General features: G+C 30.6%; 21 protein-coding genes and 2 pseudogenes. 12 read left to right on the top strand and 11 right to left on the bottom strand.

The features are described from left to right. Window positions 1-2,012 (bottom strand): ATP-dependent DNA helicase RecG (gene recG / locus ACOYLP_RS02695; RefSeq protein WP_422854635.1); only part of this gene is annotated, 2,012 nt, incomplete at its 3' end. 162 nt (window positions 2,013-2,174) lie between these two features. Here recG and ACOYLP_RS02700 point away from each other — a divergent pair. Together ACOYLP_RS02700 and ACOYLP_RS02705 are read left to right on the top strand one after the other, a co-directional pair. Next, a complete protein-coding gene (locus ACOYLP_RS02700; RefSeq protein WP_422854636.1) occupies window positions 2,175-4,247 on the top strand; it encodes a M1 family metallopeptidase in 2,073 nt (690 codons plus the stop codon). Then, complete coding sequence (locus ACOYLP_RS02705; RefSeq protein ID WP_422854637.1) at window positions 4,244-5,146, top strand: patatin-like phospholipase family protein; 903 nt, start codon at window positions 4,244-4,246, stop codon at window positions 5,144-5,146. The genes ACOYLP_RS02700 and ACOYLP_RS02705 overlap by 4 nt, the downstream gene beginning before the upstream one ends. Here ACOYLP_RS02705 and ACOYLP_RS02710 read toward each other — a convergent pair. Together ACOYLP_RS02710 and ACOYLP_RS02715 are read right to left on the bottom strand one after the other, a co-directional pair. Further along, window positions 5,143-5,343 (bottom strand): helix-turn-helix transcriptional regulator, encoded by a 201-nt coding sequence (locus ACOYLP_RS02710; RefSeq protein WP_422854638.1) that lies wholly within the window; start codon window positions 5,341-5,343, stop codon window positions 5,143-5,145. The two genes, ACOYLP_RS02705 and ACOYLP_RS02710, sit on opposite strands and share 4 nt — an antisense overlap. Continuing rightward, a complete protein-coding gene (locus ACOYLP_RS02715) occupies window positions 5,333-5,812 on the bottom strand; it encodes a hypothetical protein (protein WP_422854639.1) in 480 nt (159 codons plus the stop codon). Before ACOYLP_RS02715 ends, ACOYLP_RS02710 begins: the two co-directional genes overlap by 11 nt. 167 nt (window positions 5,813-5,979) lie before the next feature. On the opposite strand from ACOYLP_RS02715, the pseudogene ACOYLP_RS02720 reads away from it, so the two are divergent. The 7 genes and pseudogenes from ACOYLP_RS02720 to ACOYLP_RS02750 form a co-directional block, all read left to right on the top strand. Beyond that, window positions 5,980-7,041, top strand: a pseudogene (locus ACOYLP_RS02720) (YifB family Mg chelatase-like AAA ATPase); the annotation flags it as partial. 121 nt (window positions 7,042-7,162) lie between these two features. Further along, window positions 7,163-9,070 carry a tyrosine-type recombinase/integrase gene (locus ACOYLP_RS02725; protein WP_422854640.1) on the top strand — a complete coding sequence of 636 codons (1,908 nt, stop codon included), beginning with the start codon at window positions 7,163-7,165 and terminating at the stop codon, window positions 9,068-9,070. Window positions 9,071-9,253: 183 nt separating this feature from the next. Beyond that, the gene (locus ACOYLP_RS02730) at window positions 9,254-9,430 is read left to right on the top strand and encodes a hypothetical protein (protein WP_422854641.1); all 177 of its coding nucleotides are present in this window, start codon (window positions 9,254-9,256) and stop codon (window positions 9,428-9,430) included. 88 nt (window positions 9,431-9,518) lie between these two features. After that, window positions 9,519-10,481 (top strand): adenine-specific methyltransferase EcoRI family protein, encoded by a 963-nt coding sequence (locus ACOYLP_RS02735; RefSeq protein WP_422854642.1) that lies wholly within the window; start codon window positions 9,519-9,521, stop codon window positions 10,479-10,481. Continuing rightward, the gene (locus ACOYLP_RS02740; protein ID WP_422854643.1) at window positions 10,478-11,557 is read left to right on the top strand and encodes an HNH endonuclease family protein; all 1,080 of its coding nucleotides are present in this window, start codon (window positions 10,478-10,480) and stop codon (window positions 11,555-11,557) included. The genes ACOYLP_RS02735 and ACOYLP_RS02740 overlap by 4 nt, the downstream gene beginning before the upstream one ends. A 107-nt stretch (window positions 11,558-11,664) precedes the next feature. Next, entirely contained in the window at window positions 11,665-12,087 is a 423-nt protein-coding gene (locus tag ACOYLP_RS02745) for a hypothetical protein (protein ID WP_422854644.1), read from the top strand. A gap of 155 nt (window positions 12,088-12,242) precedes the next feature. Further along, on the top strand, window positions 12,243-12,857 hold the full coding sequence (locus ACOYLP_RS02750; protein ID WP_422854645.1) for a recombinase family protein: 615 nt from the start codon (window positions 12,243-12,245) through the stop codon (window positions 12,855-12,857). A 72-nt stretch (window positions 12,858-12,929) separates the two neighbouring features. Here ACOYLP_RS02750 and ACOYLP_RS02755 read toward each other — a convergent pair whose 3' ends face one another. The 4 genes from ACOYLP_RS02755 to ACOYLP_RS02770 all read right to left on the bottom strand — a co-directional run bounded on the left by ACOYLP_RS02755 (window position 12,930) and on the right by ACOYLP_RS02770 (window position 14,186). Then, the gene (locus ACOYLP_RS02755; protein ID WP_422854646.1) at window positions 12,930-13,226 is read right to left on the bottom strand and encodes a hypothetical protein; all 297 of its coding nucleotides are present in this window, start codon (window positions 13,224-13,226) and stop codon (window positions 12,930-12,932) included. 352 nt (window positions 13,227-13,578) lie between these two features. After that, window positions 13,579-13,731, bottom strand: coding sequence for a hypothetical protein (locus ACOYLP_RS02760; RefSeq protein ID WP_422854647.1), 153 nt, complete (start codon window positions 13,729-13,731; stop codon window positions 13,579-13,581). Then, window positions 13,715-13,939, bottom strand: a complete 225-nt coding sequence (locus tag ACOYLP_RS02765) for a hypothetical protein (protein WP_422854648.1) — start codon at window positions 13,937-13,939, stop codon at window positions 13,715-13,717. The genes ACOYLP_RS02760 and ACOYLP_RS02765 overlap by 17 nt, the downstream gene beginning before the upstream one ends. Continuing rightward, a complete protein-coding gene (locus ACOYLP_RS02770) occupies window positions 13,911-14,186 on the bottom strand; it encodes a hypothetical protein (protein WP_422854649.1) in 276 nt (91 codons plus the stop codon). The genes ACOYLP_RS02765 and ACOYLP_RS02770 overlap by 29 nt, the downstream gene beginning before the upstream one ends. Before the next feature lie 219 nt (window positions 14,187-14,405). On the opposite strand from ACOYLP_RS02770, the pseudogene ACOYLP_RS02775 reads away from it, so the two are divergent. Beyond that, window positions 14,406-14,900, top strand: a pseudogene (locus ACOYLP_RS02775) (ATP-binding protein); the annotation flags it as partial. Window positions 14,901-15,045: 145 nt separating this feature from the next. Here ACOYLP_RS02775 and ACOYLP_RS02780 read toward each other — a convergent pair. From ACOYLP_RS02780 to panB, 4 genes are all read right to left on the bottom strand, one after another. Next, complete coding sequence (locus ACOYLP_RS02780) at window positions 15,046-16,377, bottom strand: aldehyde dehydrogenase (protein WP_422854650.1); 1,332 nt, start codon at window positions 16,375-16,377, stop codon at window positions 15,046-15,048. 61 nt (window positions 16,378-16,438) lie between these two features. Beyond that, window positions 16,439-17,776 (bottom strand): hypothetical protein, encoded by a 1,338-nt coding sequence (locus ACOYLP_RS02785; RefSeq protein WP_422854651.1) that lies wholly within the window; start codon window positions 17,774-17,776, stop codon window positions 16,439-16,441. 57 nt (window positions 17,777-17,833) lie between these two features. Then, complete coding sequence (locus ACOYLP_RS02790) at window positions 17,834-18,523, bottom strand: RluA family pseudouridine synthase (RefSeq protein WP_422854652.1); 690 nt, start codon at window positions 18,521-18,523, stop codon at window positions 17,834-17,836. 38 nt (window positions 18,524-18,561) lie between these two features. Beyond that, window positions 18,562-19,380, bottom strand: a complete 819-nt coding sequence (gene panB, locus ACOYLP_RS02795) for a 3-methyl-2-oxobutanoate hydroxymethyltransferase (RefSeq protein WP_422854653.1) — start codon at window positions 19,378-19,380, stop codon at window positions 18,562-18,564. 122 nt (window positions 19,381-19,502) lie between these two features. Between panB and ACOYLP_RS02800 the strand changes: the two genes are divergently transcribed. After that, window positions 19,503-20,666, top strand: a complete 1,164-nt coding sequence (locus ACOYLP_RS02800) for a sigma-54-dependent transcriptional regulator (protein ID WP_422854654.1) — start codon at window positions 19,503-19,505, stop codon at window positions 20,664-20,666. Between the two features lie 82 nt (window positions 20,667-20,748). Next, window positions 20,749-21,369: a DEAD/DEAH box helicase gene (locus ACOYLP_RS02805; RefSeq protein WP_422854655.1), complete on the top strand. Its 621-nt coding sequence runs from the start codon at window positions 20,749-20,751 to the stop codon at window positions 21,367-21,369. Window positions 21,370-21,414 lie beyond the last annotated feature (45 nt).

Consider the following 21,414-nt stretch of genomic DNA (forward strand, 5'->3'; position numbering starts at 1 on the left):
TTCAAAAGTTTTAAAGCTTCATTTCTGGCAACCAAAAGAATGTCTCTATCTCTGACCAAATCGGCAATTTGAAGTTGCAAAACGCCGCTTTGTTGTTTTCCCATTATATCGCCCGGACCACGAAGTTTTAAGTCGACTTCTGCAATTTCAAAACCATCATTAGTTTTACACATAGTTTCCAAACGAATTTTACTATCGTTGGATAATTTAAATGATGTCATCAAAATGCAATAACTCTGTTCGGCGCCACGACCCACACGACCACGCAGCTGATGCAATTGAGATAAACCAAATCGTTCCGCACTTTCAATAATCATTACGCTCGCATTCGGAATATTTACCCCAACTTCGATGACGGTTGTTGCTACCATAATATTAGTTTTTCCTTCAGCGAATCGTTTCATTTCGGCATCTTTTTCTGCAGGTTTCATTTTGCCGTGAACTATGGAAATGCTGTATTGAGGCAAAGGAAAATCTCTCGAAATACTCTCATAACCATCCATCAAATCCTTGTAGTCCATGGTTTCACTTTCTTGGATTAATGGGTAAACAATATAGATTTGTCTTCCTTTGGTAATTTCATCTTTAATAAATTTCCAAACTTTTAAACGATTACTGTCATAACGATGTACGGTTTGGATTGGTTTTCGTCCCGGTGGTAATTCGTCAATCACAGAAATATCTAAATCACCATACAAACTCATGGCTAATGTTCTTGGAATTGGTGTTGCGGTCATGACCAAAATATGTGGCGGGATATCATTTTTTTTCCACAATTTGCTTCTTTGTTCTACGCCAAATCGATGCTGTTCATCAATAATTGCTAAACCCAAATTATGAAATTGCACTTTGTCCTCGAGCAATGCATGTGTGCCAATAAGAATGTGAAGACTTCCATTTTCTAATTCTTCGTGGATGATTTTTCTATCTGCAGTTTTTGTTGAACCAGTTAGTATTTTTATATTGATATTTAGATGTTTAGCTAATTCTGTTAAACCGTTATAATGTTGGTTTGCCAAAATTTCTGTAGGAGCCATTAAACAACTTTGAAAGCCATTATCTAAAGCAATGAGCATGGCCATTAGCGCAACAATTGTTTTTCCGGAACCAACATCGCCTTGCAAAAGACGATTCATTTGGGCATTGGTCCCCATGTCATTTCTGATTTCTTTAAGTACTTTTTTTTGCGCATTCGTCAACTCAAATGGCAAATGATTTTGGAAGAAATTATTAAAATTATCGCCCACAATCGTAAACGGGTGTCCTTTGATTTTATTTTTTCGAACAAGGTTCTTGGTAATCAATTGCAGTTGGATAAAGAATAATTCTTCAAACTTCAATCGGAATTGAGCTTTGGACAAAAGCTCTTGACTTTTTGGAAAATGAATGTTGAACAATGCAGCGTTCTTTGGAATTAGTTTCAATTCATCTAAAAGATAATTCGGCAAAGTTTCCACGAATTTAGCCTGTGTTTCCAAAAATAATTGTTGCATCATTTTATTGACAACTCTATTTGAAATTCCTCTATTTGTTAAGGTTTCTGTAGATGGATATATCGGCTGCATAGCCGAGCGCAAACTTTGTTCATGTTCGGCAAGCAATTCCATTTCGGGATGTGCCATGTTGAAAATGTTGCCAAACGAAGTTACTTTTCCAAAAATCACATACGGAACATTGAGTTTCAAACTGTCGCGAATCCATTTGTGTCCCTGAAACCAAACAAGTTCTAGTTCGCCAGTTTCATCAACGAAAGTGGCCACCAATCGTTTTTTGGCTTTACCAAATTCAACCGTTTTGATGTGAATGATTTTGCCAATTATTTGCACTTCGCTATCATTTTTTTGTAACTCATTTATTTTGTAGTAACGAGTTCTATCTATATAGCGATTCGGGTAAAAATTAACTAAATCTTCATAGCGGTGAATATTTAGTTCCTTGCGCAGCAATTCCCCGCGTTGTGGTCCAACGCCTTTTAAGTATTCAATGGGAGTTTGCAGTAGCGAGGTTGACATTTTTTTTGAGATAATTGATAATAGACAAGATGTTAGACTGTCTATTATCTTTTCGTCTTTCGTCTCTTTGTCTTTTTACTAAAGCGAAGATAGTTTTTTAATTTTAAAATTTGAAAATGAGACAATTTGAAATTGATTATATTCGTATCAAATAATTGATAGATGCGCCAAATCTTTTTGCTTCTCTATAGCTTTTTTTCATTTGCTCAACAAACTACAAAAGTTGATTTTAAAACGGCATATGGGAATATCTCGATTAATCCAATCGAGAAGAAAGTTTCCGGTTCGGTTCGTTATGTTTTTGAAGTGAAACAAGCCATCGATACTATTAAAATAGATGCGCAGAAGATGATTGTAACCAATGTTAAAATCAATAACAAAACTGTAAAATTTACCAACACTGGAAAAACATTAAATCTTTTCGAAGGTTTTAAATCAGGGAAAAACACAGTTGCTTTTAACTACGAAGCTACTCCAAAACAAACCATGTATTTTAATGGTGATTTTAGCAATGAATTCATAAGTAATCAACAAGTCTGGACACAAGGTCAAGGGAAATATACAAGTTATTGGTTTCCGAGTTTTGACGATGTGAATGAAAAAGTGATTTTTTACATGAACATTTCTTTTGATAAAAATTACAATGTTATAGCCAATGGTGTTTTAAAAGATGTTTTTCCAGATAAAAACAAAAAGATTTGGAAGTACGAAATGCTTAAACCCATGAGTTCTTATTTGTTAGCTATTGCAATTGGAGATTATGTTAATAAGACAGTTGCTTCTAAATCACACATTCCGTTGCAACTATTTATTCAACCAAAAGACACCACTAAGTTTGAAGCTACATACAGGTATTCCAAAGTAATTTTCGATTATTTAGAAAAAGAAATTGGAGTGAAGTATCCATGGCAAATTTATAAGCAAGTTCCGGTGGAAGACTTTTTGTATGCTGGAATGGAAAATACTTCGGCTACTATTTTTGCAGAAGATTATGTAGTAGATGCTATTGGTTTTAATGATAGAAATTATGTAAATGTTAATGCGCATGAGTTAGCTCATCAATGGTTTGGCAATTTGGTTACCGCAAAATCGGGAAAACATCATTGGTTACAGGAGGGGTTTGCTACTTATTATGCTTTATTAGCTGAGCGACAGATTTTTGGCGATGATTATTTTTATCATCAGTTATACCGTAGTTCTTTGCAACTGCGAAATGCTGCAAAAACAGATACGATTCCAGTGATGAATGAGAAAGCAAGTTCGTTTTCATTTTATCAAAAAGGAGCTTGGACATTGCACTTAATACGAGAAACTATTGGACCAAAAATGTTTCAGAAAGCAATTACAAACTATTTAAAAAAATACCAATATAAAAATGTAGAAACCGATGATTTCCTGGCAGAAGTTAGAAAAGTATCCAATTTTGACACCGAAACATTCAAGAAAGTTTGGTTAGAAGAGTATCATTTCAGAAGTGATGAAGCCAATGCCTTGTTGAAGAAAAATGAATTCATGCGAACACTTTTTGAAACACAGAAAATGCGTTTAAATCCATTCGTAGAGAATAAAGAAAGATTTGCAGTATTATTGCAGTCCAATGTTTTTTACCCTGTGAAAACAGAGATTATGTATCAAATAAAAGATATTTCATTCAAAGACAAAAAAGAATTACTGCTTTTGGCGTTACAGACAAATGATGTAAAAGTGCGTCAATCTGTGGCTGAGTTTACCGATGAAATTCCGTTAGAGTTCAAAACTAATTATGAAACATTATTAGATGATGTTTCTTATGATACCAGAGAAATTGCATTTATGAATTTGTGGAAAAATTTTCCTGAAAGCAGGACTGTTTATTTAGCTAAAGCCGAGAAATGGATAGGCGGTAACGATAAAAGTTTACGATCATTATTTTTGACTTTTTCCATCGAAAATCAAAGCCCTGAAAAAGAGAAGTATTACAAGGAGTTGGTTGATTACACTTCGCCAAAATATGAAAGTTCCATTCGTCAAAATGCCATAATCAATGCATTAGCCATTAATGAAAATGATCCAACTGTGTTGAAAAATTTGGTCAATGCTACGACACATTTTAAATGGCAGTTTACAAAATTTGCTCGCGATAAAATCAGAGAGTTATTGGTTGGTGGTGCAAAACCTCAATTTCAAATGATATATCAAACGCTTTCTGAAAAGGAAAAGACGCAATTAGATAAACTTTTAGAAGAAAAGAAATGAGAGCATTAGTAATTTCTGGTGGCGGCAGTAAAGGCGCATTTGGTGGAGGTGTAGCGCAGTATTTAATTCAGGAAAGAGAATATAAGTATGATATACTTATAGGAAGTTCTACAGGAAGTTTGCTTATTCCGCATTTGGCTTTGGGTGAAGTTGATAAAATTTACAGCATTTATACCAATGTTGATATGAGCAAAATTTTTGACATTAATCCCTTTGTTGTAAAGCATAAGGATGGCGTTGAAGTTGTTTCTATAAACCATTTTAATGTGATTTTACAATTTTTAAAAGGGAAAAGAACTTTTGGCGAAAGCTACAAGTTGCGAAAATACATCAGGGAAAACTTTACTTTAAAGGAGTTTACCCAATTAAAAGCATCAGGTTGCGATATAGTAGTTACTGTTACTAATTTGTCTAAAAACGAAGTAGAGTATAAGTCGATTAAAGATTTTGACTACAATGAATTTTGTGAATGGATTTGGATTTCTTGCAATTACATTCCTTTTATGAGTTTGGTTAGTAAGAACAATTATGAATATGGCGATGGCGGATTTTCAAGTTTGGTTCCCATAAGAGAGGCTATAAATCGTGGCGCCACCGAAGTTGATGTGGTGATATTAGAAACCGAAATGCAGGTTTCTCCTAGAAGTATTGGCAAAAATCCGTTTTCTTTGATGATTGATTTGTTTCAAACGTTGCTAATCCAAGTTGAAAAACATGATATAACCATTGGGAAATTATCAGCTAAAAACAAAAATGTAAAACTCAATTTATATTACACACCAACACAGCTCACTAATAATGCTTTGATTTTTAACAAAGAAAAAATGAAACAATGGTGGCATCAGGGTTATGAATATATCAAAAACAAAAGCGAATTGATGAGTGATAATTTGCCTTAATCTCCATCTTCTAAAGTAAAAATTTCTTCAACAGGATTTTCAAAAAAACGCGCTAATTTTAGTGCTAAAACAGTGGAAGGAACATATTTCCCTTTTTCTATAGCGTTGATTGTTTGTCGACTTACTTGAATTTGTTTAGCCAATTCTTCTTGAGAAATATTCTTAATAGCTCTCAATACTTTTAGATTATTCGTCATCGTTTGAAGTTTTATTTAGTTTGTAAATCATATAATGAAAGCGTATCATAAAGAAAATTAGTAAAGTGTATACATTATAGACGATAACTTTTAAAAATGGCATGCCGTATAAAAATAAGGTAAAAAATAAGATTAGGAAATAATTAAAATAGGTTGCCCAAACCAAGCTTTCGTATCTTATTTTTGAAGTGTACTCATCTTCGTTTTTTAGCTTTGAAAAGCATATAAATAAACCGCCTATAATAATTAAAATCGTAATCAATTCATAACTAAAACTATCTTCAATTATTTTGAAGAATCCAGGTTTTTGTCCAATAGATTCTTGGTATATAGCAAATACTTTTATATTCAAGTATTTATCAATATCCAGTTTGAAAATTGACGCCAACATAAAAGTTAGTAAACTTGGAATAAACAAAATCCAGCCTAAGATTTTGAATTTGTTCGGAAATAAAAAATGTGTTTTCATAAAAATATAAATTTAATTGTTTGATACAAATGTATATTAAGTTTTACTAATAGACAAATAAACTTTACAAAAAGTTTACTTTATTTTACTTATTTTTTGTAAAATGTACACTTTTTGCCTACTTTTTATTTATTGCATTACTCTACTTTAGTTCATAAATAAAAGAAATGTTAGTAAAAGTTTTTGGAAGTGCTGTTTTTGGGGTGGAAGCCACTACAATTACTGTAGAAGTAAATATCGATAAAGGTGTTGGTTATCATTTGGTTGGTTTGCCTGACAATGCTATTAAAGAAAGTAGCTATCGTATTGCGGCTGCGTTGAAAAATAATGGTTATAGTTTACCGGGAAAAAAAATCACAATAAACATGGCGCCTGCCGATTTGCGTAAAGAAGGTTCTGCCTATGATTTGACTTTGGCAATTGGTATTCTGGCAGCTTCGGGACAAATAAAAGCCGATGAGGTTGATCAATTTTTAATCATGGGAGAATTATCGCTAGATGGTGGTTTGCAACCTATAAAAGGGGCTCTTTCTATCGCTATAAAAGCCAAAGAAGAAGGTTTTAAAGGTTTTTTTCTTCCTATACAAAATGTAAAAGAAGCTGCTATTGTTGAAGGTTTAGACGTTTATGGTATTGAAAATGTGTTGCAGGTAATAGATTTTTTTGAAGGCAAAGGTATTTTAGAACCAACGATTATTGACACCAAAGAGGAGTTTAATAAAACATTAGATTTCCCTGAATTTGACTTTTCCGATGTCAAAGGGCAGGAAAGTATCAAACGATGCATAGAAATTGCTGCTGCTGGTGGACATAATATTATCTTGATTGGCCCGCCAGGTTCTGGAAAAACAATGTTAGCCAAGCGATTGCCAAGTATTTTGCCGCCAATGACTATGCATGAAGCATTAGAAACTACTAAAATTCATAGCGTTGCCGGAAAAGTAAAAGACACCGGATTGATGAACCAGCGACCCTTTAGAAGTCCACATCATTCAGCTTCAAGCGTTTCCTTAGTCGGCGGCGGAAGTTATCCACAACCGGGAGAAATTTCCTTGGCACACAATGGTGTTTTGTTTTTGGATGAATTGCCCGAGTTTAAACGGGAAGTATTGGAAGTAATGCGCCAACCTTTGGAAGACCGAGAAGTAACGATTTCGAGAGCTAAATTCACAATTACATATCCATCATCTTTTATGCTGGTAGCAAGTATGAATCCGAGTCCGAGTGGAATTGCTATTTATAATTAAAAAAAAATTATATATTTGTATTTCAAATATTTATAAAATAATAAAAGTCAGACTATTTAGTTTTTAATCTAAATTATATGACTATAATTCAGACTACAAAAAAATGAGTGTTTATAAACTTTACGCAAAAGAAGTAAGAGATCAAAAAGATTTAGTTTATATCTATTTATATAAACTAAATACCGGCGAAAAACAACCAACTTTAATTTCTTTAAAAGTTAAAATACCAAAGAAGTATTGTCTTCCATCTTATAAAGATTTTAAAAAAGTTTCAAAAGAGATAATGAAACATAAAAAAATATTATTAAAAACGGGATTTGATGATGTTGAAAAACTCAATAATTATTTAGAAGAGAGATTTGAAACTTTCCAAAGAAATAATGGTAGAAAAGAAACACTTCCATTAGATAAAAAAACTTTAAATGAGTGGTTTGAAATCCTTATAAATAGACAAATAAATCAAGGGACTAAATTAAGATATACAAATGTTTATAATCTTTTAATTCAATTTCAATATAGATATTCTGGTAGTATTTTAAAAAGACAACCTACACAAAAAATATTTATGAAAGATATTGATGTAGATTATATTTTAGAGTTTCAAAAATGGTTATTGTCAGAACCAAATGAAGGAGAAAAAAGAAAAAGAAGCACTTTAAATACTTCTAACTATAAACTAAAATGTCTAAAATCGATAATTAATAAAGCTCATATTCAAGAATATTTTCCCTTCCATATAAATCCTTTCGATCATATCGTTTTTAGTAATGTAGAGCCTAAAATCGATATATTAACGATGAAGGAATTAAAAAGTTTAATAACAACTCAATTTGTAGAAGTTTATAGGAGAACAATACCGACAAATGAAGGAAATATGTTATGGGGAGAGCCAATAGAAGGAGGGGTAGAAAGTAGAAATGAAAGAAACTCACGTTATAAAGCTAAACACTCTTTAAATGATGTTAGAAACTATTTTTTATTTCAATTACTAAGTCAAGGTATTAGGGTTTCAGATCTCGCAACTTTACGTTGGAGTAATTTTGATTATTATGATGAGGTAATGAGGATTAATAAGAGGATGGTTAAAACGAAAGCAAATATCACAATCTTGGTTAATGAAAAAATGACGGGGTTAATAAGTCATTATATAGTTAGATATAAAAATGAATCGCCAGAATTAATTGATAAAATTGTTTCCATTAATAATAAAATTACGTATAAATATAATTACTTAAATAGTTTAGATTTTACTTCTACTTTATTTCTTAATGAATTAGAAATGAAAAACACTATCAAGGCAATAGGTTTTGTCGCTGGAAAAGAAGAATATTTTCAGCATCATACTTCTGTTGGCTTTATTATTTCTCAAAACTTAATTGACAGATTAGAAACCTATCTTTATGATAATGTAAATGATTTTTGGAGTTTAATGAACTATAAACCAATTAAAACTGAAATAATATATGATAGATCTATTCTTGAAATAGATAATATTATTAGTTCTTTAAATAAATGGTTAATTAAGAAAAAACAAGAACAATATAATATAGAAACAAGCGAATATATTAAGTTAAAAGCGGAAAGAAATGTTTTAGTATTTAAACTAATTAATGAATTAAAAACAAAAAAAGTCAAGGATGATTTTGTATTTAATTTATTAAGAAATGAAGATTTTAAAGATATTGTTAAAGAAGATTTTAGTAGATTATCCGAAGAGCAATATAGAAAGTTTCAATCATTTAGAGCTTATTACAATAAATTATTAAAATTAGTTTCAAAACAAGCAAATATTAATAAAAATCTAACATCACATATAGCGAGACATAGTTATGCTTCTTTAATGTTAGAACTAGGAGAAAATATAAATCTTTTCGATCTTATGACTTCGTTAGGGCATCAAAGATTAGCAACAACTCAAACATACATACAAAGATTAAGTAATAAAAAAATAGATCAATTAAATAAAGTGATTTCAGATAGTTTAAACACTGGAATTAATCTAAATTTATGATGGTCATCATCACTTAAATTCACCTGCTTTAATTTCATATTAAGTATATATTAAATAGCATTAAATACCTATTAAATATACATTGATTCATTTTACAATAAATTACAATACAATAAATTTAATTGATTTTGAATATTATATTTTTTTTCTTTTCTTTGAAGAAAAATATAAATAATTTTTATTATGAGTACAATTAAAATTGGTGGACGTGAAGTAAGTTTAACTAAAAAAGGACTTCCTAATTTAAGACAATTATCAAAAGAAGAAAGAGCAATTGTTAGTGAAATTCTTCAAAAGAAAGATCAACAACGTTTAGAACAAAAGAGAAATGATATTATCAAAGCATTAGGTGCCCTATAATATTATTTCATTTTATAAACAAAAAATTCTGCTTAATAAAAATTAAGCAGAATTTTTGTTTATTCATTTAATCCCCTTTTCTAATAATATGAGTGAGTCAAAAAATAAAAATTTACATAAAGCGAAATCGAGTAAGAAAGATGAATTTTACACTCAACTTTCGGATATAGAAAATGAATTAAAACACTATAAAGAACATTTCAAAGACAAAGTAATATATTGTAATTGTGATGATCCGAGAGTAAGTAATTTTTTTCATTATTTCTCATATAATTTTGAAAAACTACAACTTAAAAAGTTGATTACTACTTGTTATAAAAGTCAATCAGCGGACTTGTTTAGTCAAAATGATAGTGAAAGAGCCATATATTTAGAATATAATGGTGATAAAAACGGAAACAACGTTCCGGATGCCAATGAAATCGGAATTCATTATTTAGAAGGTGATGGTGATTTTAGAAGTAGAGAAAGTATAGAATTATTAAAACAAGCCGATATTGTTGTTTCAAATCCTCCATTTTCTCTTTTCCGAGAATATGTTTCTCAATTAGTAGAATATGATAAAAAATTTATAATTGTAGGGCATCAGAACGCAATTACATACAAAGAAATATTTAATTTAATTAAGGATAATAAAATATGGTTAGGGTATGGATTTAAAGGTGGTGCGGGTCATTTTATCAATCAACATTACGAAGATTATGCGACAGCAACAGATAGAAAAGAAGGTATGATTAGAGTTTCTGGCGTTGTTTGGTTTACAAATCTATCTATCAAAAAACGTGAGGAGGATTTGATTTTATATGAAACATATAACGGAAATGAAGATAAATATCCTAAATATGATAATTATGATGCTATAAATGTTGATAAAACAAAAGATATTCCTTTTGATTATGATGGTGTGGTAGGTGTTCCTATAACTTTCCTAGATAAATACAATCCTAAACAATTTGAGATTGTAAAATTTAGAAAAGGCAATGATGAAAAAGATTTATCTATCAATGGAAAATGTCCTTATTTTAGAATTTTAATACAAAAGAAAATATGAAAATAACACTTAAAGAAATTTCAGTTAGAGATTTAACAAATGGTTTTGAAGATAATAATGATGATGGAGTTATTGGATACGGAGGTATGTTAGATATTAGACCTCCTTATCAAAGGGAGTTCATATACAAAGACAAACAAAGAGAAGCCGTAATAGATACAATAAATAAAAATTATCCCTTAAACGTAATGTATTGGGCCGTCAATGAAGGAGGATTTGAAGTAATAGACGGACAACAAAGAACAATTTCTATTTGTCAATATGTAAACGGAGATTTCGCTTATATGTTTAGATACTTTCATAATCTACAAAAAGACGAACAAGAAAGAATATTAAATTATAAGTTGATGATTTACTTATGTGAAGGAAATGATAGTGAAAAATTAGAATGGTTTAGAACTATCAACATCGCAGGTGAAAAACTAACAGAACAAGAATTAAGAAATGCGGTTTATTCAGGTTCTTGGGTTTCCGATGCTAAAAGATATTTTAGTAAAAATGGTTGTGCCGCTTATGGTTTAGGAAATAATTATATGAACGGGACACCTATAAGACAAGATTATCTTGAAACTACTATTGATTGGATTTCAAAGGGTAATATTGAAGTGTATATGTCAAACCATCAAAACGAAGCAAATGCTAATGAATTATGGCTTTATTTTCAAGGTGTAATAAATTGGGTAAAAACTATATTCCCGAAGTATCGAAAAGAAATGAAGGGTATAAATTGGGGATTTCTTTACAATGAATATAAAGATCAAAAATTCGATAGTAAAAAATTAGAAGAACAAATAGTTCTTTTAATGATCGATGATGATATTACAAATAAAAAAGGAATCTATGAATATGTATTAAGTGGAAAAGAAAAACACTTAAATATTCGTGCTTTTACGGACAATCAAAAAAGAGAATCATACGAACGTCAAAAAGGTATTTGTGTCGTATGTAAAGAACATTTTGAAATAAACGAAATGGAAGCAGATCATATAACGCCATGGCACGAAGGAGGTAAAACCTCATCGGATAATTGTCAAATGTTATGTAAATACGATAATAGAAGAAAGTCAGGAAAATAAATGAACAAAATTAGAATAATTAGAGAAGTAATTGAAAATGATAATTTGTATATATCGTTTGAAATTGATAATACAGAAATAAAAGTAATTTATAATATAATTGAAGAATGAATAATGTAGAAAACATATTAAAAGAAATAGAGAAACTAACGGATGAAGAAAAATTATTATTGATAGATAAATGTTCTATCGATAATAATCAGATTCTTTATATGTCATTCTATACCAAAGACACTATGATTGAAGAAATATTATATCTCAATGAAGACGATTTTAATGAAGACGAAATAACGGACTGGCTAACTAATACCAATGGAAATATCGTTTTTGATTTAATTCAAAAACATTCTGATAAAGAACGCTTATCTGATTTAGAAAATTATAATAGATTTTATGAATCTTTACTTACATATATTGAGTTTGATTTTGATGAGTTTTTAAAAGAAATGAAAGCAATAATATTAGAGGATAAACGGGATAAAGTAATAGATTTATTTATTCTTAAAAATGAAGATCATTCTCAAAAGTAATTTTTAAAAAACATTTTAATAAAATACTATTTTTAGAGTAGAGGTTAAAATGTGAAAATAAATATTAAAAATAATTGTCTGATTATGGGGTTATTACAATAAATATTCATAATTTTGAGGTGTTATAATGATTAACCTAAAATTGTGAATTAAAAATGAAAGTATTATACGTTAGAGTATCGAGTTTAGATCAAAAAACAGATAGACAAAGAGTAAATGAAAAAGATTATGATTTAGTAATTGAGGATAAATGTTCTGGGGCTATTTCTTTTTTTGAAAGAGAAGGAGGAAAAGAAATTAAAAAATTAGTAGATCAAGGAATAATTAAACATCTATCAGTATGGCAGATCGATCGTCTTGGTCGTGATTTAAGAGATATAATGAATACGATTTATTATTTTAATCAAATTGGTATATCAATTAATTTTGTTAGTCAAGGTTTAACTACATTAGATAATAATGGGAAAGAAAATCCTATTTCAAAAATGATTATTTCTATTTTAGGAATTGTTGGAGAAATGGAAAGAAACCAAATTAAAGAAAGACAACGTGAAGGAATAAGAATAGCCAAAATGAAAGGCGTTTATAAAGGTAGAAAGACTGGCAGTAAAGAAGATGTTATTTCGTTCTTAAATAAAGAAAAAAATAAAAAGGCAGTCGAGTATATGAAAAAGAATTATAAGAATACTGAAATATCTAAGATTACAGGACTTCATATAAATACATTAACAAAGATTAAATCATATTTAAAAAAGATTGAAGTTAATTAAATCATATTAACTTTAATTAAAAACAATTAAACTATATTAAATTGAATTGTAATTTGATTTAATATAGTTTTTTTAATTGTTGAGGTTTAATACATTATTGATTTTTCTTTCTCGATTTAAAGCGATTAAATAATTATGCGTGTTATCATATTCATTTGAATTAAATGTTATAATAAAATCTTTGTCTAGCACTAAATAATTTAAAACTATCCATTTATCTAAGATTAAATTATCAATAGAATCAGTTTGAAATCTATATAATAAAAGATTAATATCATAATTCAAGATAAAATCCTCTAAATTAATGTTGTGTAGTTTTCTCTTTAATTTAATATCATTATCGATATACTCATATTTTCTTATTTCCATAATTTTTATTTTTTTGTTTCCTAAAAGTTTTTAGCATTTAGGATTGTGGTGGGAGGGGTAATGGCTGAGACTGATTGAGGGGAAAACTTAGATACTAATCCTAACAAAGGTTCTACCCTAAGTTGGTTAGCCAAGTTTTCCCCTTTGTAATGTCTGATCCAGCGTATCGGGTTTAAACTTAATATACTATCGTCTTTGATGTATATTTGGGAAAGCCACTTACAATGCTTTAAGACGCACCGCTATACTTATCACTTCTTTCCTTCTACTATGATTGTGCTTTGTATAGATCCCTTGGTAGCACGTTAATTTATAAGTCCCAATGTAATTTCTTCCGCCGACTTATAAATGTTTAATTTAGTTTTTCAATTTTTACTTTTAATTCTTCAATCTTTATTTTCAGTTTAATCTTTTCCCTCTTTTTAAAATCTTTTTCAATATCTAGTTTTTCCTTATACTTCTTTAATGTTTCTTCGTGCTTTTTAATCTTATTCCAATCTATCATTTTCTTTTTCTAATTTTTCAATAATTATTGTTTCCAATAATTCAAATAGAGTTGTTTCAGGATATAAAAACAAGTTTTTATATTTAACAATTTCCGTGTCTTGTTTTTTTAGTTCTCTTTGAACTTTTGATTTAGAAACATTTAATATACTTTTAATAGTTTCTACATCGTAAAGGTTCTTATTTTCTTCTGTAATGTGAATTATCATTTTTTATCTTTTTATATTTATTTGTTAGTTTGTTATATTCTTCAATTAACTCATCCAGGTCTAACTCATCTTCATTTTTTTTTGTTTTTACCTCATCATTTTTATCTTTTAAAACCTCATCATTTTCAATTTCATCAATAATTTCTTCATCCGGTATATTTGTTTCCTCGTCTGTTATATCCTCCTTTTGCTTCCCATATTTTTCTAATATGAACTTGTAGAATCTTGTCTGTATATGTTTTTTCATTTCATCAATATTTTTTTTGTGTAGAAACTCGATTCGTTTCATAGTTATATATTAAAAAAATATATTGTTTTTTTTATTTATGGATTTTTTATAGTTAAATCATTTTAACTACTATGTAAATATTTGTTATTACGATTTTTGATATAGAAAATATGACTATAATTTATAATTGTCTGACTTAATAAATATTAAAATATTGTAAATCAATATAATAGATATATGAACCAAAGTCCGAGTGTTTTTTTTAATGATAGTGATTCGCCAATTAGTTCTTCTCCAGCGGAAATGCAACGTTATTTGAGTAAAATTTCAGGGCCATTGTTAGACCGAATAGATATTCATATTGAAGTTACGCCAGTACCTTTTGACAAACTTACCGAAACCCGAAAAGGTGAGAGCAGCATCGAGATTAGGAAGCGGGTTACATTAGCTAGAGAAATTCAGTCAAATCGTTTTGCAGCGTTTGAAAATATCCATTATAATGCACAAATGAGTACTAAACAAATTCGGGAGTTTTGTGCTTTAGATGAAAATTCATTGCAACTTTTAAAAATGGCTATGGAGCGTTTAAATCTCTCGGCAAGAGCTTTTGACAGAATTTTGAAAGTGTCTAGGACTATCGCTGATTTAGAAGATTCTGAAATTGTAAATTCCAATCATATTGCAGAAGCTATTCAGTATAGAAGTTTGGACAGAGAGGGTTGGTTGGGTTAATTAAATTTATAATATCTCGCCCCAATTAATAAAGGATTCGCTTTCTCAATAATGACTAAATAAAATTCATTTTTTGGAGTAACAGCGGATTATTTTAATTTTTTAGAATTACTATTAATTAGTAGACTTTTCAATTACTAAATCATTAAGAAAACCATTTAAACAAATTTTTAACAGAATTCAATTTGCCTTTATAGGGTGCATATCTAGTAGGGATATCGAGCCAATTTGCTTTTTTTACAATAGCTTTGTAATGAGTAAAAGTGCTAAAACTTAATTTGCCATGGTACGCGCCAATGCCACTATGTCCAACTCCACCAAAAGGCAATCTTTTGTTAGAAAAATAAACTACAGTATCATTAATACAACCACCTCCAAAAGAATAGTTTTGAATTATTTTTTTGGCGAAGGAGTTATCATTACTAAAAATATAAAGTGACAATGGTTTTTCATATCTTGAAATTATGGAAACCAAATCAGCCTCATTTTCAAAAGATAAGACAGGAAGAATTGGTCCAAAAATTTCATCTTTCATTACCAAACTATCCAAACTAGGTTCATCAAGCAAAGTAGGAGCAAGGTAATAATCCTGAATGTTTGATTTTCCACCGGACAGTATGCTTTCACCTTTCAACATTCCCGTTAATCTGTTCCAGTTTTTTTGATTAATAATTCTTGGGAAATCAGGTGAAGTTTCGGGATTTTCGCCGTAAGCGTCGATGATTTCTTTTTTTATTAATTCGATTAAGTTTGATTTTATTTTATTTGAAACCAACAAATAATCTGGTGCGATACAAGTCTGCCCGGCATTTAGGAATTTGCCCCAAACAATTCTTTTGGCAGCTAATTTTAAATTGGCAGTTGCATCAATAATACATGGGTTTTTTCCGCCAAGTTCTAATGTTACAGGCGTTAGATTTTCTGCAGAAGCTTTGGCTACTAATTTTCCAACAGCAACGCTACCGGTAAAGAAAATATAGTCCCAGCGTTGTGCTAATAATTCTTGGGTAATTTCAACACCACCTTCAACACATTTTACATGATTTTCATCAAAAGTTTCGCTTATTATTTTAGCAACAATTCTTGACGTGTTTGGTGTCAGTTCCGAAGGTTTTACCACCACTTGGTTTCCTGCTGCAACGGCTGCGATTAATGGACATAATGCCAATTGATAAGGATAATTCCATGGAGCTATAATTAATACTTTACCGTAAGGCTCTTTATAAATATAATCGGTTGAAGGAAAATTTAAAAGAGAAGGCAAAACCATATTTGGTTTTGCCCATTTATTAATATTTTTAATAGTATGATTTAGTTCAGAGACGATATAAGCAGTTTCACTTATAACTGCTTCAAATGCAGGTTTTTTAAAATCATCATAGAGCGCTTTAATAATTTCCTCTTCATGCTTCTGAACACTAATAAGTAACTTTATTAAAGTCTGCTTACGGAAATTAATATCGGTTTTAAAATTCATAACTTGACTAAATTGGTTTAGCAAGTTACAATTTTAACAACTACAATTCAACTTAATTGTTTTATAAAAATGCTAATCGGTATCCAGTATAAAAATTAGCTTGTTTTCCATCTGCTAATGATGTGATAATTGAATTAGAGCCAAGATAAAATCCAGCCAATCTAAAACCAAAACCAACATTTGTTCCCGATATTTCATCTTTTGAAATAGGAAGTAACGCTTCAAAGAAACCTAAGTTAACCCTTGGTGTTATTGAAAAAATATTGCGTGCTGTAATTTGGTCGTTGCCATCATCCTTTTTCATTTTTTGTTGCATATAACCAGTAATATATACTTTTGAAACAATTTTAAAATCGGCATACATCGTTAACAATGTTGGTAAATTTATTCTAAAGTCGGTTTTATTTTGATTATTTATATCGAGATAATTATTATTAAATAGCACATCTTCAACATCACTCAAATTATTAATATTTTCAAATAAGCTTAAATCTAAAGGATTACTTGACGGAATCGAAAGTGTGTAATTTGTATTGTAATTATTATCATCTTTAAAAGTCATACTACCAATATTTCTTATAGCAAGTCCTGCTTTAATTTTATATTTGTCTTTATCATCTTTCCATTGATAGTTAAATCCAATATCTGTAGCAACTCCGTTTAAACCACCAAAAATAGATTTTGTATAATCATCAAAATTTGAAAAACTATCAGCAAGATTTCCAGAATAGGCAATATTTAAAGTTGCTGGTTGATCAGTCGTTAAAAAACTCCCACTTGGATCTTGCGTTATAGTTCCATTTAAATTACTCAAACCAAAATTAGAATACGAACCAGGGAATAAAAATTTTAGTGTTATTCCAGCATCAAATTTATGTTTGTCGTTTTCATAAATTTTTCTGGCTACAGAAAATCCAACTTCTCCATAAGAAGTTCCAGATAATCTTTGATTTCCAGTTTGGTTTAATAAAGTGGTATTTAGAGTTAAATTATTGTTGAAAATGGCATTTCCTAATGAGTTGTCTACATCAACTACATCAAACTTTATATTGGCTTTTGTAGTAATGCCAAATCCCCATTTTCTCCATTTCATAGCAAAACTAGGACCTAGTATTTGTCCATCGATTCGTAAATTTGCCGATTCAGTTCCAGTAAAAATTAAGTCTTCTAAATTGGTGTCAGAAGTTAAATCATTAAAACCAATTTTGTTGTTTGAAACATCAAAACTAAGACCGTAAAAATTGATTTCAAACTTTTTTGAGAGATTGGCAAACTCAGCAGGGTTAATAGCTCCATTTAAAATTCCAACGCGATTGGATGTGCTAATTCCAGAGAATTGGTCTTGTGCGCTTGCACTTAAACCGACTAGCAAACATAAAGTTAAAAGTGACTTTTTCATATTAAGTATTATTAGTTAGTGAAGGTAATTATAACGTAAAAATAAGCATTTTTAATATTAAATGGAATTCCAAATAGCATCTTTAGGTGTTGGCGCAATAATTTCTAGTAATTCTTTTGAAACTGGATGGATAAAAATAAGTTTACGGGCATGAAGATGAATGCCGCCATCGGGATTACTGCGGTCAAAGCCATATTTTAAATCGCCCTTTATTGGGCAGCCAATAGCGGATAATTGCGCTCTTATTTGATGATGTCTACCTGTATGTAAATTAATTTCAATTGCAAAATAATTATCCAGCGTTTTGATAATTTTATAATCCAAACTTGATTTTTTGCTTTCTGGCACTTCTTTTAAGTGAGCTTTTGAGGTATTGTTTTTTTCGTTTCTTTTTAAAAAATGAACTAAAGTATCGTGCTCTTTCTCTGGTTTGTTTTTTACAATGGCCCAATAGGTTTTTTGCGTTTCTCTATTGCTGAATAACTCATTCAATCGTGTTAATGCTTTCGAAGTTCGGGCAAAAACTACAATTCCAGTTGTTGGCCTATCTAATCTGTGAACAACGCCAAGAAATACTTCACCAGGTTTATTGTATTTTTCTTTAATATATTCTTTAACTACCTCAGACAAAGGTTTGTCACCAGTTTTATCGCCTTGAACAATATCGCCAATGCGTTTGTTTACCACAATAATATGATTGTCTTCGTGAAGAATTTGGAGATTGTCTTTATTTGAGACTACTTTCATTTTCAAATTTTCAAATTACCTAAATTTTCAAATTCGAATTAATATTGTTCATTCTTATTGGGGAAATCTTTCGACTTAACATCAGCAACATAATTCCCTATGGCTTTAGTCATTTGTTCGTATAAGTTTAAATAACGTCTCAAAAACCGTGGACTGAATTCATTATTCATTCCAAGCATATCGTGAATTACTAACACTTGTCCGTCAACGCCACCACCAGCCCCAATTCCGATTACCGGAATTGAAATGGTTTTAGCTACTTTTTCAGCCAATGCTGCCGGAATTTTTTCTAAAACTAAAGCAAAGCAACCTAATTTTTCTAATAGTTTAGCATCTTCAATTAATTGTTCTGCTTCAGCATCTTCTTTAGCCCGAACAGTGTAGGTTCCAAATTTATAAATAGATTGTGGTGTCAAACCCAAATGCCCCATTACCGGAATTCCGGCATTCAAAATACGTTTGATGCTCTCTTTAATCTCTCCTCCGCCTTCTAATTTTACTGCGTGCGCTCCACTTTCTTTCATGATTCTGATTGCAGAACGCAAGGCTTCTTTTGGATCCGATTGGTAACTCCCAAAAGGCAAATCAATCACAACCAAAGCACGTTCAATAGCACGAACCACACTTGAAGCATGATATATCATTTGATCTAACGTGATGGGTAAAGTTGTTTCATGCCCAGCCATAACATTACTGGCAGAATCGCCTACCAAAATTACATCAACACCGGCAGTATCAACAATTTTTGCCATTGTATAATCGTAGGCTGTAAGCATTGATATTTTTTCACCATTGGCCTTCATGTCAAATAATGACTTTGTGGTAATTCTTTTATAATCTTTTTTAGCTGTTGACATAGTTATTTATTTTAAAGTACAAAAGTATTAAATCTATTCTTGATGCAACAAAAGTTAAGCTCTCAATGTTAATTTATACTACTTTTGTCAAATCATATATCATAAAATATAAACATTCTACAATGCCCAAAATATTAATCATAGAGGACGAAGTAAGCATCCGAAGGGTATTAACCAAAATACTGTTGGAAGAAAGCGATACTTATATAGTTGAAGAAGCCGAAGATGGTAAATCTGGTTTTGAAAAAATAAAAAACGAAGATTACGATTTAGTCCTTTGCGACATCAAAATGCCAAAAATGAACGGCGAGGAACTGCTTGAAGCCGTAAAAAAAATTAAACCCGAAATTCCGATGGTGATGATTTCCGGTCACGGCGATTTAGAAACTGCTGTTAATACTATGCGTCTCGGGGCCTTTGATTATATCTCAAAACCACCCGATTTGAACCGGCTTTTGAACACTGTTCGGAATGCTCTAGACAAAAAACAATTAGTGGTTGAGAATAAAATTCTGAAGAAAAAAGTTTCCAAAAACTACGAAATTATAGGTGAAAGCGAATCTATCAATCAAATCAAACTCATGATTGAAAAAGTAGCGTTGACCGATGCCAGAGTCTTAATCACCGGACCAAACGGAACTGGAAAAGAATTAGTAGCGCATCAATTACATGAAAAAAGCGAAAGAGCAGATGCTCCAATGGTTGAAGTGAATTGCGCCGCTATTCCATCTGAACTAATTGAAAGCGAATTATTCGGACACGTAAAAGGAGCGTTCACCTCTGCCGTAAAAGACAGAGCCGGAAAATTTGAAGCTGCCGATGGCGGAACGATATTCTTGGATGAGATTGGTGATATGAGTCTCTCAGCTCAAGCCAAGGTATTACGTGCTTTACAGGAAAGTTTAATACAAAGAGTTGGCGCCGAAAAAGATATTAAAATCAACGTAAGAGTTGTGGCTGCGACGAATAAAGATTTGAAGAAAGAGATTGCAGAAGGAAGATTTAGAGAAGATTTATACCACCGTTTAGCTGTTATTTTAATCAAAGTGCCATCATTGAACGACAGGCGAGATGATATACCGTTATTGATTGAACATTTTGCTGTAAAGATTGCTGAAGAACAAGGAAATACAGTAAAAAATTTTTCTAAGCAAGCCGTTAAATTATTGCAGGAATACGATTGGACAGGAAATATCCGCGAACTTCGAAATGTAGTCGAACGTTTAATAATCCTTGGCGGAAGTGAAATTTCTGAAAACGATGTGAAGTTATTTGCTAGCAAGTAAGGCATTAGCCAAGAGCCAATAGGCAATAGAATTTTCAAAGTAACGAGCTAATGGCAATTGCCTTTTGCCTAATCACTTAACAATGAATCTAAAAAAAATAAACTCAAACCTCCAAAAAGCACTCATAGAAAACGGTCTGACCGAAGCCAATGAAATGCAACAGGAAACATTTTCTACCATAAAAAGTGGTGCGGATGCCGTTATTCAATCAGTTGGAGGAACAGGAAAAACAACTACAATCGTTTTGAACGTAATTCAGAAATTAGAAAAAACGTTTGACGAAAGTACCAGAGCTTTAATCATTGTTGAAAATAAGGAAAAAGTGTTGGAAATGGAAGAGCTATTTTTAAAATATGGAACATATACCGATTTAAGTATTTTGGGAGTTCATGATAAAGGCGATATCGATTATGATAAAAATGTGGTTTCTATGGGACTAGATATTTTAATTGGAACACCTAATAAAATCAATGCCATGTTTTCATCTGCAGGATTTAACAGCAATACCATTAAGTTGATGATAGTTGATGATGCTGATGTTTTATTTAGAAGCAGAATGGATGCTGTAGTGCTTCGTTTGTCTAATAGTATTGAAAAAACGCAGCGTTTATTCTTTTGCTCACAAATAACTGAAAGAGTGGAATCGCTTGCAGATAAAATAATGATTGAACCGATTTTCTTCGAAATGGAAGAGGAGGATTAGTTTTTAGCCTGCTTACCGGCAGGTCTACAGTCACAGTGTTCAGTT

Origin of the sequence: Flavobacterium sp. (assembly GCF_049318325.1) — a bacterium.
In the GTDB taxonomy this organism is placed as follows: Bacteria; Bacteroidota; Bacteroidia; order Flavobacteriales; family Flavobacteriaceae; genus Flavobacterium.